We start from the raw sequence: 14,292 nt of genomic DNA, 5'->3' as shown, positions 1-14,292 counted from the left end.
GGGAGACGAATGTGAATGGTTTATTCGGTGAATATGGAGGAGCATACGTAGCTGAAACACTTGTCAGCAATTTAAATGAATTTGAAAGAAGCTTTGAAAGGCTGATGGCTGACAGTACTTTTATTGACGATTATCATGCGTTGCTAAGAGAGTTTGTGGGAAGACCCACCCCACTTACATATTTAAAGCAGCTCAGTACAGCATCCAAAGAAGGGCCTGCCATTTACCTGAAAAGAGAAGATTTGACTCATACGGGAGCTCACAAAATTAATAATGCACTCGGACAGGCGCTTATGGCCAAAAAATTAGGAAAAGAGAGAATTGTTGCCGAAACAGGTGCAGGCCAGCACGGTGTGGCTGTTGCAACAGTTTGTAGTTTTCTCAATCTTAATTGCGTTATTTATATGGGGGCATACGATGCGGAGAGACAGCGTATGAATGTCCAGCGGATGAAGCTTTTAGGAGCTGATGTAAAACTTGTCCATCACGGGACAAAAACGTTAAAAGACGCAATTAATGAAGCGATTCGCGATTGGGTTTCTTACGCAGATACGACTCATTATTTGTTAGGTTCAGCGGTAGGACCACATCCTTTTCCATCCATTGTCCGCCATTTTCAATCGATCATTGGAAAGGAAGCGAAAGAACAGATGATACAGGCGATCGGGGGGCTGCCGGATTATGTCATTGCCTGTGTCGGCGGAGGAAGCAATGCAATTGGCATGTTTAGCGCTTTTCTTGAGGAATCCGATGTGAAACTGATTGGCGTTCAGGCAGGCGGAGCGGGTCTTGAGAGCGGACATCATGCATCGCCATTGCTGGTCGGGAAAAGCGGAATCGTTCAAGGAATGAAAACGTATGTCCTGCAGGATAACGATGGACAAATTCTTGAAACTAAAAGCATAGCACCCGGTCTCGATTATCCCGGAGTAGGTCCGGAACACAGTTATTTAAAAGATTCGGGAAGAGTGGAATACACGTCTGTTAACGATCAGCAGGCATTGGATGCATTCCAGCTATTATCCAGAAAAGAAGGAATTATACCTGCACTTGAGTCTTCTCATGCTGTAGCCAAGGCAGTGGAACTTGCTAAACAATTAACGGGAGACAAAACCATATTGGTGAATCTTTCGGGGCGAGGCGATAAAGACTTGGAACAGGCGCTTTCGGCTATCGAAACTAGGCAAAAAGAGGGGGCTTCCTTATGATACAGCATAAAGTTGAAGAGATGTTTCAAGATTTGGAGAGGAAAGGGCAAAAAGCGCTGATTCCATATATTCCAGTTGGATATCCTCGTTTAGATGAAACCTTAGATTATATTGAGTGCATCAGTAGGGCTGGAGCCGATATGATTGAATTGGGTGTTCCATTTTCTGATCCGCTTGCGGACGGACCCGTCATCCAGGAAGCGGCGCAGATAGCACTTCAGCAGGGGGTTACTCTTCGAAAATGTTTGGAAACTGTAAAAGCTGTTCGTGCCAGCGGAAATACAATACCTATTGCGTTGATGGGCTACTGTAATTCATTCTCTGCTTATCAATTTGAAACGTTTGCCGCAGACGCTGAAGAAGCAGGAGTGAACGCCTTGATCATCCCTGATTTGCCGCCAGAAATGGCCGAATATTGGGTTAATTGTGCAAGCAAGCACCATATTGACATTATTTTCTTCATTGCTCCAACAACAACGGAAGAACGGATCGAGGTTATTTCTAAAGCCGGATCAGGTTTTATCTATTGTATTTCCGATCTTGGTGTAACAGGTGAAAGAGATAAGGTACCGATCGCTTTACCAGAGTTTATAAATCATCTCAGGGAAAAAATTAAGCTTCCTTTAGCAATTGGTTTTGGCATATCAATACCGGATCATGTCAGAGAAGTCAGTTCATTTGCTGATGGTGCCATTGTAGGGAGCGCGCTGATCAGGCTGATAAAAGAAACACCCAAGGATGAGCGGCTTCAAGCTGTATCCGTATTTATATCTAATTTAAAAGAGAGTACAAAATCAGTCCATTTGAATAGATGAGGTGAGATTGTTGAGTGTAGTCAAAATCTGCGGCATCAAAACGATGCTAGAAGCAGAAGAAGCTGTTGCGGCTGGAGCACAGGCTGTTGGGTTCGTTTTCTCTGCAGAAAGTAAACGGTACGTTACGCCCCAGCAAGCGCGGGAGATCATTCAGACGCTGCCCCCATTTGTATCCGCTGTTGGCGTTTTTGTAAATGAAAATCTAACGATAGTTAATGAAATTACTGCCAGCTGTGGAATGACATTTGCCCAGTTGCACGGTGAAGAGCCGCCTGAATATTGTGAACAGGTGATTTGTCCCGTGATTAAAACCATTAAAGTACGGTGTGAACAGGATTTACACGCATTCAGCCTTTATAAACCGCATTCATTTTTGCTGGACAGCTATGTGAAAGGAAGTCAGGGAGGGACAGGACAAACCTTCAATTGGGAGTTAGCCAAAGATGTTTCCAGCAGGCAGCGTGTGATACTGGCCGGAGGGCTGACGCCGAACAATATAACGGAAGCACTGGAAACTATTAAACCCCATGGGATTGATGTAAGTAGCGGTGTCGAAACCGGCGGCAAAAAAGATTTTTATAAAATGAGAGAACTGATCCGGCAATGCGGGTACTACCAAAACGTGAGGTTAGGAGAGAATGCGTCATGCTGCAGCCAATAATCATTGGATTTGGAAGATCGGGAAGAGATCTGCATTTGCGATGTTTACGGAAGGCTGCGGCATCAGAGGAAGCTGAAGACTTGTTTCATCAACAGGTCATCGTAATCGATCCGTATATTAAAAACAAATCGTTCGAAGATGTGGCGTTTTGCGGGAGTCTTCAAGAGGCGGCTGGACTTCGGCCATCAATCTGTCAGGATGCTGTTCTGCATATTTGCACTCCGCCATCGGCACATATTTCTGTCATTAAGGAAGCTGCTTCGGCCGGGTTTAGACATATGATTGTGGAAAAGCCGCTTACGGATGATGTTGGTGAGATTGATGCGCTGATCAAATCAGTAGAAGAACATCAGCTTGATGTTATCGTTGTCGCGAATTGGCTGTCCAGCCGATTAACCGCTAAAATTCAAACATTTTTAGAGCAAAAAACGTTTGGGAACCTGCAAGCTGTCTATCTGCAGCAGGATAAACCGAGATTTTGCCGTACACTTGAAAACTCATCACATGGCAATGCATTTGATATTGAGGCACCGCATCAAATGGCGCTTGCGTGCTTTTTACAAGGAGCCGATGCTGAAGTCATCGCTTCGGAGACAAAAGATATGGTGATCGGCCAGCAACGGTATATGCGCCTTGGCGGAGCGGAAGCTGTTCTTAAGCATGCGAATGGTAGCCGTACATATATTGCATCGAATTTAACATCATTCGTTAAACAAAGAACCGTTAAAATTCAATTCGAGCAATATACGCTTCTAGGGCATTTTCCGCCTGATGGAAGCGACAGCTATTCAAACATTTCTATATATAACAGTGCTAACGAAATGGTTCATTCAGAATTAATTTATGATGACCCTTTAAGTTTATGTTTTATTGAATACTATCAATATTTTCACGGTATCTCTCAAATAAAACCAGTTAGTGATATTTATTTCAATCAAAAGATCATCCAATTACTTGAGGAAGCTAAAGCTAAAAGCGAGATAAAATTACATACAAAAGGAGCAGTCATATGACAGTAAAGAAAGACATGAGGATTCCATTTTTCTCTGGGAAAATTTCTTTCCACAAGCGTTGGGGCCTAATCTCAGAGAGACTGGACGAAGTCATTTCAGAAGGTAAATTTATTGACGGAGGTGCTGTCCGCTCTTTTGAAGCAGCTATACAGAATTATACAGGCGCAAAACATGCCGTAGCAGTGAATAACGCAACAGACGCACTGCAAATCATTTTAAAGGCAGCGGGCATTCAGCCTGGCGATGAGGTGATTGTACCTTGCTATTCCTTTTTTGCCTCGGCTTCGAGTATTGCGAATGTAGGCGCCACTCCAGTGTTTACAGACATTGAGCCTGAAACGTACAATATTTGCCCTGAACAAATTGAAGAAAAAATCACTCCAAACACAAAAGCAATTATGGTTGTTCATCTTTTTACACAAATGGCTGATATCAAAAAGCTGAAAGAAATTGCAGAAAAACACAATCTGATTCTGCTGGAAGATAGTGCCGAGGCGATTGGTATGAAAGCTGAATGTATCCATGCCGGCCTTCACGGTCTGGCGGGTGTCCTATCCTTTTTCCCAACAAAAACGCTGGGCGGAATTGGCGACGGGGGCATGATTTTAACCAATGATGATGAGTTTGCTAAAACCTGTCGTTTACTTAGGCATCACGGCAAACTGGGGACAGAGTATTATCATGACATCATCGGTTATAACAGCAGAATGGATGATATTCAAGCAGCGGTCTTAGAGGAGAAATTAAGATATTTGCACGAAGATATTGTCCGCAGAAAAAAATTGGCAGAAGGATATGATGAAAGACTGAAAGAGCTTCATCCCACGGTGACGACGCCAACAGTTGTGGAGAAACCATATAGTGCTGTCCATGTTTATTATGTGTATTTAATAGAAGCTGATAACAGAAATGAACTTGCAGCTTATTTGCAAAAAAGAGGAATAGAAACAGAGGCTTATTATCCGTATCCGCTTCATCTGCAGCCATGCTTTCAATATCTCAATTATACACATGGAGACTTCCCGCATGCTGAGAGAGCGTCAACTCGTGCGTTAGGCCTTCCGCTATACCCAGATTTAACCGAAGATGAGCTTGATTATGTGTGTGATGTTATAACAGACTTTTACGAGGGTGGAGGCAGCTTATGATACAGCCATATCAAAACTATCAGTTGAGATATAAAAATGAAAAAGAAAGAATAAAATCTATCGTTTACGAAGCGGGATTGAAAGATCAGTTTATTTTAAAGGAAAAGGTCGCTCGCCTTGAAGAAAAAATAAAAGGATATACAGGTGCTCCTTATGCAACAGCAGTATCGAACGGCACTTCTGCCTTGATCATCATATTGAAAGCACTTGGTGTCAAACCCGGTGTGGACGTCCTGACGCCGGCATTCTCCTTTATCGCGACAGCGAGCTGTATTTCTCTTCTCGGCGGAAACCCGATTTTTGTCGATATCGATAAGGAAACAGGAATGATTGATCCTGATGATGTTAAGCGAAAAATAACACCTTCGTCCCGCGTCATCATTGCTGCACATTTATTCTCTGTCATGGCTGATATGAAAAGATTGAGAGACATTGCAGATGAGCATGGACTGTTTTTGGTCGAAGATAGTGCTGTCGCGCTCGGGGGAACTATAGATGGCGTATCAGCGGGGCTATTGGGTGACATCGGCCTGTACTCGTTTTTCCCTGCAAAACCGATCGGGGGGATTGGTGACGGGGGCATGATTGTCACCAAGGATGATGAATTAGCAGCAAGATGCAAAATGCTGAGAAACCATGGTCAAGAAGAAGGCAAACGGTTTTATCACACTTTAATAGGCTATAACTATCGAATGGATGAACTAGTAGCCGACTTTATTTCACAGCGGCTGGAACAGTTGGAGCAAATCATAGAAAAACGAGGTGAACTTGCGGAACTGTATCATAAAGAGCTGGCACCTTCCGCAACTTATGTATCCTTGCCACCAAAAACGGAGTATCAGCGAGTATACTACACATATCTTGTACAAGCTGAATACCGTGATGAGCTTCAGTCATTTTTAGAAGAGAAAGGCATTGAGACTGTTGTTTTTTATCCTCTTGCCATTCATGAGCAAAAAGCTTATCAGCATTTGGGTCATCAGCCAGGAGATTTCCCAAATGCGGAGCAATTCGCAAGAAAGAGCTTAGCGTTTCCTTTGTATCCTGAGATGAGACATACCGACGTGCGACAGATCACAGAAAGGGTGAATGAATTTTATGCGGCTAAGCAACATCAGTCTTAGCGGGATAGCGGATGAAGCTGCCCAAACGCTTGATATGCAGATTAAAGCTCATCAAATGCTGGGGTGGCAAAGCATTGAGCTCCGGTCTATTCAAGGTTTATCTATTGCTGAACTTGACGAGGCTGCCTTCAATGATGTGGTTTCTTTGATACAGTCGCATGAAATGAAAGTAACCGCTTTTTCTTCAAAAGTGGGAAATTGGGAAAGGCCAATTACATTCGATAAGGAAACTGAAAAAGAAGAACTAAAAAGAATAGCTGAACGCATGCACCGTCTGAAAACACGTTACGTTCGGATTATGTCTTATCCAAATGACGGATTAGAGCCACAGGAATGGAAGGAAAAAGTAATCGCTCGCGTCAAAGAGCTGACAACATTAGCGGAGCAGGAAGACATTATTTTGCTGCATGAGAACTGTGCCGGCTGGGGCGGACAAAGTGCAGAGAATACAATTGAATTAATCACATCCATAAACAGCCAAGCATTAAGGCTATTGTTTGATATCGGAAACGGCATCACTTACGGCTATGACAGCTTATCCTTTTTAAAGGCTGTTTATCCTTATGTGGAGTATGTTCATATGAAAGACAGCTTGAGTGATGGTCAAAACATCCATTTTACCTTCCCAGGAGCCGGTGAATCGAAAGCGGCGGAGTGTTTGGCTTATTTAGCAGATCTGAATTATAAAGGTGTCATATCGATTGAACCGCATATTCATCTGATTCCTCATCTTGGTGAAGTTCCGGGGAATGAGAACGATCACTTTGCTTCATATATTAGATATGGAAGAGAAATGGAACAATTGGTCAGGTCGATCATGAAAACAGGAGTACACAATGGCTGAATTATTCACTGAATATTATGTTAATTTATTGACGGATTTGCTGAATATCGACACGACAACTCCGATGGAAACAGGAGTTGCCGGACACCATGAATACGCGTTGAAACGTTATGCAGAAGCTGCTTCACACTTAGGGTTTAAACCGGTTTATTTTGCTCCTCCGATGGAAGAAGATATTCTCAGATCTGAAATACCGGGGGCTGTAAAAGAGATGTATGCAAAAATGGGCGATGCTTTTTTAAGCTCGCAGCCCAATCTGGTTATGGAACTGGGGTATTCACATGAACGAGAAGCAACCATTATGTTCAATTTTCATATCGATACAGTTGAAGGATACGGAATGACAAGCTATCGAAATGAGAGCTTTTTTGGCCGGGGAGCCGTTGACATGAAGGGACCGGCAGTTGCTCTGTTGGCGGGACTGCAAGCGGCTCTTGAGGAAGCACCCTCTCTTACCGGAAATATGAAGGTGATCATCCAGGCTGTCTCCGGAGAAGAGGGAGGTGCAATGGGAGTGTATGGGACAAAGCTTCTTTGTGAAAGAGGATACGTTGGCGCGCTGAATGTATTTATAGAACCAACGGAGCGTTTATTTTTCGATCATTCTACAACGTCAATGACCGCACAAATCACTGTTGATGGAAACGATTCAACCGACGATGCCCCTGCTGTAGGTCATAATGCCACCTTGGTTTTAGGATTCCTCGCTCAGTTTATGACGAAGGCGCTATCAAAGCGCTTAAACAATACGGATGCAAAAATGTGCCTTTCCGGTTTGCATACAGGCCGCATGCATAACAAGGTGTATGGATCAGGGGTTCTTAAGTGGAATTTCGCCTACTCTTCAATGGAGCAGCACAATTTAATTGAAAAGCTTGTAGAAGATAGCTATTCCGAAGCGATGAAAGCCTTTGTTTTGCAATTTGCCGATGTTCCTGATGCTGCAAAAACTGTGAGAGAAATAGACAGTATATGTACCTTAACGTGGGTAAAGAAGGAACTCCCAGTATTAAATAATAAGAATGAAGCAAAAAGAGCTTTACTCGAGGAATCTGGCTTGAAGCTGCTTCCCGGTCATATGCAATCAAAAGCGTTTACTTGTGATGCAATGTGGGCGCAAGGTGACGGAATGTATACTGTTGTATATGGACCAGGCAGCCTGGAAATCAATAATGCACATGGAAAAAATGAATATATCGAAAAGGCTGAATTGGAGAAGTTCAGCATGGACATCAAAAATCTGATTTTACATGTTAATGAGAAAACAAAGAAACGGGTGCTCAAATGAACTTTTATACATTTAAAGAAGATCAGTTATCTGAGTTTGTCAAAAATACTTTTATTCATCACGGTTTGCGAGACGATCATGCTGAAACTGCTGCTAAAGTACTGGCATACGCCGATTTAAACGGATTCTCAACACACGGAATCGCAAACTTGGAGAAAATTTACTTAACAAAAATTCAAAACGGCGATATGAATCCTAAAGCCGAAGTGCAGCATGTCATCGACCATCAGGCGATTTCGGTTTTAGACGCTCAGCACGGCATTGGGCTCGTCGTTGGTGATACGGCGATGAAAATCGCAATTGAAAAAGCGAAAATGTTCGGCGTCGGGATCGTAACCGTCAGAAACAGCTCTCACTTCGGTAGTGCAGGCTATTACAGCCATAAAGCATTACAAGAAAATATGCTAGGTTTTTCTATGACCAATTTAGGCTCACAAGGAGTGGCTCCGCCGATGGGCGGGACGGTAAATATGCTTGGTACAAACCCCATCAGTGTAAGCGCACCTTCACAAGAACTGCCGCCATTCTTATTAGATATGAGTACGACTGTTGCAGCTACTGGAAAAATAAAAGAAGCAGCGAGACAGGGGCGGTCTATTCCTGAGGGATGGCTGATCAACAAGGAAGGCCAAACGACAACAAATCCGCATGACTACCTTAATGGACAAGGGTTTATCCAGTTCCTTGGCGGGAGACCGGAAATGGGAGGAAACAAGGGATACGGCTTATCGATTTTAGTAGATATTTTATGCGGACTGCTTTCGGGGGCGGATATCGGTCCTCATTCCGGTGTATTGTCGGAAAAAGGGGCTGGAGAGAATGACTACAATGTCGGCCATTTCTTTATGACAATTAATATAGATGCATTCGTTCCAATCTCACAATTCAAACACCGTATGGAACAAATGCTAAGCACGCTAATGGCTTGTCCGACAACACAAACAGCGGATCAAGTCATTTATCCGGGTTATCTTGAAGGGGTGAGGAAGAAGGAGAACATTACGGTGGATGAAGTGATATTTGGTTCTTTAACCAACTTATCGAAACAGGCGGGAATCAGCATACCAGAATATGCACAGGCTTCAAAAGTCTATTCTTAATAAATTGGGGGATAACATTATGAAAATCGGGATCATTGGATTGGGCGTCATATCAAAATATTATGTAGAGGCCATTAAACAGTTAGACTCATTTACACTGTCAGCGGTATGCGATATACAAAAAGAAAAAATGAGTCCTTTTCCTGAGGCGGAGCACTACACAGATTACCGAACGTTTTTAGAAAAGGCCGATATTGACGGTGTTGTCATTAATGTTCCGAATCACATGCATTATGACATTTGCCGCTATGCATTGGAATGCGGTCATCATATTTGTTGTGAAAAACCGCTAACAATTGAACTGAAAGATGCTGACCGTCTGGCTGAACGTTCTCAACAAGTACAGAAGACACTTTTTACAGCATTCCACAGACGGTACAATATCAATTTTCTAAATGAGATGAAAAAAATAAACCTATCACAAATCAAAAGCGTAAAAGCCCGTTATTTAGAAAATATTAAAGAACACGCCGGAAGTGACAGCTGGTATCTCGAACCGGACCAATGCGGAGGTGGATGTGTTGCTGATAACGGACCGAACGTATTTGATACGCTATCTTATTTCTTGGGCAAGCTTGATGTAACAGGTGCACAAATTTGGAACAATGCGAATGACATTGATGTACAAGCTGTTATTCAATTGAAAAATGGTGACGGCGTACAGGCACAAGTGGAGCTTGATTGGGAATTTCCTCATGGAGAAAGAAAAGATGTTGATATTACGCTGCAAGACGGTACAACGATTCATATTGATATGCTGAAAGATTTTGAAGTGTTTAAATCCTCTCTCTATCATGAGTATGAAGAAATTTTAAAAGATTTCAAAGCCAGCATCGCTGCCGGAAATTGCTTCGGAGAAAGCGGTCAAGATGCTGTCCGGCTTGTACAAGAAGCGTACAGCTTTGGAAGAGTAACCTTATAAGGGAGCTAAACAATGAAGATTGCAGCTATAAAACGGACCGTAACCGGACGGTTTGTGAAACTTTTATTTCATAAACAGGATAAACGAAACATGGTTTTAGAAAACTTTCAAACTAGATGTATCAGAGAAAAAGAGATTCATGAAATTGTGACAACTGATCAGAAAGCATATGAACCCGGACAGCTAGTAGGAAGGATCGGTTTCTTAGGATTTGCTGAGATGGACACAGGCGGGGTCATACAGAAGGGTGATCGTGTGTATATCAATGAAACGTATCTTGGCGTTGTTGCCGGATTTGATGCTTGTCATTTTCCGAATCACTATAACATTATAATTCAGACGGATCTTCTGCTGTCAGCAACTGATATTGATCTGTCTGTAGAAGAAGAAATCCGTTTTGTGAGTTCGGGATATCGAACAATATGAATAAGGAGCCAGTATTCCAGATTCGTATAACAGAAGATGTACGAACCGCTTTTCCGAATCTAATTATTTTTGCTGCTGACATTCAGGTAGGCAATCTCAAAAGAGAGACGGAAGAAGTCATGAAAGTGCTTTGGAAGAAAGAACATGCACAGTGGCGGGGGAAGACAAAGCAGGATGTAAAACAAACGGATGTAATCAAAGCATACAATGCTTTTTTTGAATCAATCGGACTTCAGACGAAAAAAACACCTCCGTCCGTTCAAAATATGATTCAGCGATTTTTACTGAAAGATCAATTAGTTAAATATCCGAAAATTAATCCTATTGTCGACGTTTTGAACGTGGCTGCGGTGCAAAGCTTGATTCCGTTGGGAGCATTTGACTTGGATAAGATCAATGGTGAGATGAGACTGGATGTCAGCTCTGCCGGTGAATCATTTTTACCGGTGAATTCTGACAATGAAATTCGCCTGTCAACAGGCAGTCTTGTGATAAGGGATGACAGCAGAATCCTATCCCAATTTTGCTATAGAGACAGCGATTATCAAAAAATAACGGATCAATCTACCAAGATTCGCATTATGGGGTGCCGTGTAGAAGGAGTTCGTGACATAGATGTGATCCAGGCTGTTAACGAGACAATCCGTATTTTAACCACTTTATATGAAGATTGTGCAATGATTTAACTCATTTATTTTAGGAGGGATGCGAAATGGAAATGTTGGAAAAAATCAAGCACAAGCAAGCCTCAATCGGCATTGCTGGTCTTGGATATGTAGGGCTTCCGCTAGCTACTGCTTACGCTGAAAACGGTTTTTCTGTCATGGGAATTGACAGTGATTCGGAAAAAGTGAAACTCATCAATCAAGGAATCAATTATATAGACGGTATTGACCTTGAAAAGGTCGTAGCAGACGGCCGGTTAAAAGCTGTAGATCACTATGAAGAGGTTAACAAGCTTGATGTAATGATCATATGCGTACCGACTCCGCTTGATCAAAACCAGCAGCCTGACATTTCATATATTGTCAATGTGATGAACCATGTCAAAAAACGATTGAAAAAAGGCAGCCTCATTATATTAGAATCCACAACCTATCCGGGAACAACCGAAGAAATTATTCATCAATCCGTAACGGAAGAAGGCTTCATTGTTGGAGAGGACATCTACATTTGCTTCTCGCCTGAAAGAATTGATCCAGGTAACCTAAGTTTTACAATCAAAAATACAACAAAGGTAATCGGAGGAATTACGCCGAAATGTCTGGAACGGGGACAATTACTGTACAGCCACATTATTGATACCGTGTTTCCGGTTTCTTCCCCGCGAGTTGCCGAAATGTCAAAGCTGCTGGAAAACACATTCCGAAGCATTAATATCGCTTTTATCAATGAAATGGCACTGATGTGTGAGAAGCTTGAAGTGAATATATGGGAGGTTATAAAGGCGGCCTCTACAAAGCCATTCGGGTTTATGCCGTTTTATCCCGGCCCGGGGATCGGAGGGCACTGTATTCCGCTTGATCCGATGTATCTGTCCTGGAAAGCAAGAGGAGAAAATTTTTACAGCCGTTTTATTGAAACAGCGCAGGAAATCAATAAACAAATGCCTCAGCACATTGTAAGTAAAATCAGCGAAATCTTGAACGAAGAGAAAAAATGCCTGAATGGCGCTTCTATTTTGCTGCTGGGGATGGCATATAAGCCGAATGTAAGTGATTGCAGAGAATCACCGAGTCTAGATGTATATGAGTTGTTAACAGAAATGGGTGCAAAGGTCAGTGTGAATGAACCGTTTTGTGAGAATATTTTTGACCGGAATGGAGCTAAAATGGATAACAGGCCGCTTCATTACAGCCAATTTGCTGAATATGACTGTGTGGTGCTATTAACACCACATTCTATGTACGATCCGGATCTGCTGACATCTTCAGCAAAGGCCCTTCTTGATACAAGAAACTTGACTGATGGTATTCATCAAGACCATGTTTATGTCATCGGCAGCCCAGTAAAGAAAAGAAAGGGGAAGCAGCTTCTCCCAAATTAAAAAGCAAAATTCCACTTTAAGATGATACGAATCACAAGGAGCTGGCTTTTAAATGGATCTATTAGTTTCTTGTGAATTGGACCTGTAACAAACTAATTTTACATGCTATGTTTAACAAAAATGTTAGGTGGAGTATGATGAAAAATCAATTAAGCGCATATATTTCCCTGGGAACGGCCATGGCAATCGTCGGCAGCTCTGTCGTCGTAGGAAAACTCATGGTTGAGCGTATTCCTGTCTTTCTATCCTCGGGACTGCGTTTTTTGCTGGCTTCTGTCGTATTGCTCACGCTGCTGTTTTGCATTGAAAAAGGGTTTCCGGCTTTAACGAAAAAAGATGTGCTCGTTTTGCTGGTGCAATCATTTACAGGCGTGTTTTTGTTCAGTATTTGCCTGCTGTATGGGGTTCAATATACTACGGGAACGGAAAGCGGCATTTTGACAAGCACAACCCCCATGGTGATCGGTATTTTATCCTTTTTCCTGCTTAGAGAAAAAATTGAGAAAAAGACGCTGATCGGCATTTTGCTGGCGGTTTGCGGCGTAATGGCGATTAATTTGTTTGGAGCGGGGAGCAAAGACGGGACGCCGCACGCCTTATTCGGGAACATGCTGATCATTGCTGCAGTCATTGGCGAAGCGTTGTTTACATTGATGGCCAAGCTGCTATCCCCGCATATTTCGGCACTGGCGATTTCGACCTTCGTATCGCTCTTCGGCTTCCTGTTTTTTCTCCCGTTTGCTTTGTTTGAGGCCTCTTCATTTGATTACAGCGTGCCGACTGTTTTGGATTGGTCGTATGTGCTGTATTACGCGCTTTTTGTCACTGTTTTGGCGTTTTACTTATGGTATAGCGGGGTGACGAAGGTGCCGGCGGGTGTATCGGGCATTTTCACATCCGTTCTTCCGGTCTCCGCTGTCATTTTGTCAGGCGTGATATTGAAGGAGCCGTTTGAGTTTGTGCATTTCATCGGCATTGCATGTGTCATCGGCGGCATATTTGTGACGGTCATAAAGAAAAAACAGCCGGATGCGTATCCGGCTTCAGAAGAAAAGACGCTGTAGCCTGTCCAGATCGGACGGGTTTTTTAGTCTTTAAACACGCTCAGCCTTTCAAAAAGATCACCAAGCATCTTTACGAACATGCCTTTTTCCTCGTCGCTGTAGTTTTCCATGACAGCGGATATTTTGCTGAAATGGCCGGGCAGAAATTGCTCAAGGCGTGCTTTGCCTTCCGTTGTCAGTTCAATGCTGATTTTTCGTTTATCCTCTGTGTGATGCCTGCGGCTGACAAAACCGTCTCTCGCCAGCCCGTCCAGCAGGCCTGTAATTGTTGCTTTCGTGACATTTGACCGCTTGGCAAGCTCTGTCGGACTTAACCTATGATCCTTGGCATCAAAGAGCAGCATCAGGATTTTGAATTTTCCTTCTGAAAGCCCTCGGCCAGCAAAGTAATGCTCCATCACATGATTCATTTTTTTTGAAATATCAAATAGAGATAAAAACAATTCAAGAGAGCCGGCGTCAATATTGGCATACGTTTCGGCGTGCTCTGTTATATGCTTATATTTCGGTAAATGTTTTAATTCCATCGCAAGTAGCTCCCGTACATTCGTTGTGACACGATTATAAAGGAGGGAAAACCATAACGCAACTTGGCTTGGAGATGATTGACAGATTTTCTTGGGACATAGTAA

The 14,292-nt window shown here is 42.8% G+C and carries 14 protein-coding genes and 1 pseudogene; 14 read left to right on the top strand and 1 reads right to left on the bottom strand.

Annotation, left to right across the window (positions count from 1 at the left end; translation table 11 throughout):
- The first annotated feature begins 11 nt into the window (after window positions 1-11).
- The 14 genes and pseudogenes from trpB to NYE22_RS18305 form a co-directional block, all read left to right on the top strand.
- A complete protein-coding gene (gene trpB / locus NYE22_RS18370) occupies window positions 12-1,208 on the top strand; it encodes a tryptophan synthase subunit beta (protein ID WP_029726645.1) in 1,197 nt (398 codons plus the stop codon).
- Window positions 1,205-2,023, top strand: coding sequence for a tryptophan synthase subunit alpha (gene trpA, locus NYE22_RS18365; RefSeq protein WP_128740111.1), 819 nt, complete (start codon window positions 1,205-1,207; stop codon window positions 2,021-2,023). The genes trpB and trpA overlap by 4 nt, the downstream gene beginning before the upstream one ends.
- Before the next feature lie 10 nt (window positions 2,024-2,033).
- Window positions 2,034-2,684 carry a phosphoribosylanthranilate isomerase gene (locus NYE22_RS18360; RefSeq protein ID WP_128471733.1) on the top strand — a complete coding sequence of 217 codons (651 nt, stop codon included), beginning with the start codon at window positions 2,034-2,036 and terminating at the stop codon, window positions 2,682-2,684.
- On the top strand, window positions 2,669-3,697 hold the full coding sequence (locus NYE22_RS18355; protein ID WP_342412037.1) for a Gfo/Idh/MocA family oxidoreductase: 1,029 nt from the start codon (window positions 2,669-2,671) through the stop codon (window positions 3,695-3,697). Before NYE22_RS18360 ends, NYE22_RS18355 begins: the two co-directional genes overlap by 16 nt.
- Complete coding sequence (locus tag NYE22_RS18350) at window positions 3,694-4,845, top strand: DegT/DnrJ/EryC1/StrS family aminotransferase (protein WP_342412036.1); 1,152 nt, start codon at window positions 3,694-3,696, stop codon at window positions 4,843-4,845. Before NYE22_RS18355 ends, NYE22_RS18350 begins: the two co-directional genes overlap by 4 nt.
- Complete coding sequence (locus NYE22_RS18345) at window positions 4,842-5,969, top strand: DegT/DnrJ/EryC1/StrS family aminotransferase (RefSeq protein WP_029726650.1); 1,128 nt, start codon at window positions 4,842-4,844, stop codon at window positions 5,967-5,969. Before NYE22_RS18350 ends, NYE22_RS18345 begins: the two co-directional genes overlap by 4 nt.
- Window positions 5,944-6,813: a sugar phosphate isomerase/epimerase family protein gene (locus NYE22_RS18340; RefSeq protein ID WP_342412035.1), complete on the top strand. Its 870-nt coding sequence runs from the start codon at window positions 5,944-5,946 to the stop codon at window positions 6,811-6,813. Before NYE22_RS18345 ends, NYE22_RS18340 begins: the two co-directional genes overlap by 26 nt.
- A complete protein-coding gene (locus NYE22_RS18335; protein ID WP_128740114.1) occupies window positions 6,806-8,101 on the top strand; it encodes a M20/M25/M40 family metallo-hydrolase in 1,296 nt (431 codons plus the stop codon). Before NYE22_RS18340 ends, NYE22_RS18335 begins: the two co-directional genes overlap by 8 nt.
- Window positions 8,098-9,201 carry an Ldh family oxidoreductase gene (locus NYE22_RS18330; RefSeq protein WP_029726653.1) on the top strand — a complete coding sequence of 368 codons (1,104 nt, stop codon included), beginning with the start codon at window positions 8,098-8,100 and terminating at the stop codon, window positions 9,199-9,201. Before NYE22_RS18335 ends, NYE22_RS18330 begins: the two co-directional genes overlap by 4 nt.
- 19 nt (window positions 9,202-9,220) lie before the next feature.
- Window positions 9,221-10,123: a Gfo/Idh/MocA family oxidoreductase gene (locus NYE22_RS18325; RefSeq protein WP_029726654.1), complete on the top strand. Its 903-nt coding sequence runs from the start codon at window positions 9,221-9,223 to the stop codon at window positions 10,121-10,123.
- A gap of 12 nt (window positions 10,124-10,135) precedes the next feature.
- Window positions 10,136-10,549, top strand: a complete 414-nt coding sequence (locus tag NYE22_RS18320; RefSeq protein WP_029726655.1) for a hypothetical protein — start codon at window positions 10,136-10,138, stop codon at window positions 10,547-10,549.
- Window positions 10,546-11,235 carry a phenylalanine--tRNA ligase beta subunit-related protein gene (locus NYE22_RS18315; RefSeq protein WP_342412034.1) on the top strand — a complete coding sequence of 230 codons (690 nt, stop codon included), beginning with the start codon at window positions 10,546-10,548 and terminating at the stop codon, window positions 11,233-11,235. The genes NYE22_RS18320 and NYE22_RS18315 overlap by 4 nt, the downstream gene beginning before the upstream one ends.
- 26 nt (window positions 11,236-11,261) lie before the next feature.
- A complete protein-coding gene (locus NYE22_RS18310; protein WP_029726657.1) occupies window positions 11,262-12,596 on the top strand; it encodes a nucleotide sugar dehydrogenase in 1,335 nt (444 codons plus the stop codon).
- A 134-nt stretch (window positions 12,597-12,730) separates the two neighbouring features.
- Window positions 12,731-13,660, top strand: a pseudogene (locus NYE22_RS18305) (DMT family transporter); the annotation flags it as partial.
- Window positions 13,661-13,683: 23 nt separating this feature from the next.
- Here NYE22_RS18305 and yetL read toward each other — a convergent pair.
- Window positions 13,684-14,187 carry a transcriptional regulator YetL gene (gene yetL / locus NYE22_RS18300; RefSeq protein ID WP_021481246.1) on the bottom strand — a complete coding sequence of 168 codons (504 nt, stop codon included), beginning with the start codon at window positions 14,185-14,187 and terminating at the stop codon, window positions 13,684-13,686.
- Window positions 14,188-14,292: the final 105 nt, after the last annotated feature.

Origin of the sequence: Bacillus sp. FSL K6-1560, assembly GCF_038592935.1 — a bacterium.
Taxonomy (GTDB): Bacteria; Bacillota; Bacilli; order Bacillales; family Bacillaceae; genus Bacillus; species Bacillus subtilis.
The sequence above is the reverse complement of the archived record's forward strand: the minus strand, read 5'-3'. Positions and strand labels throughout refer to the sequence as shown.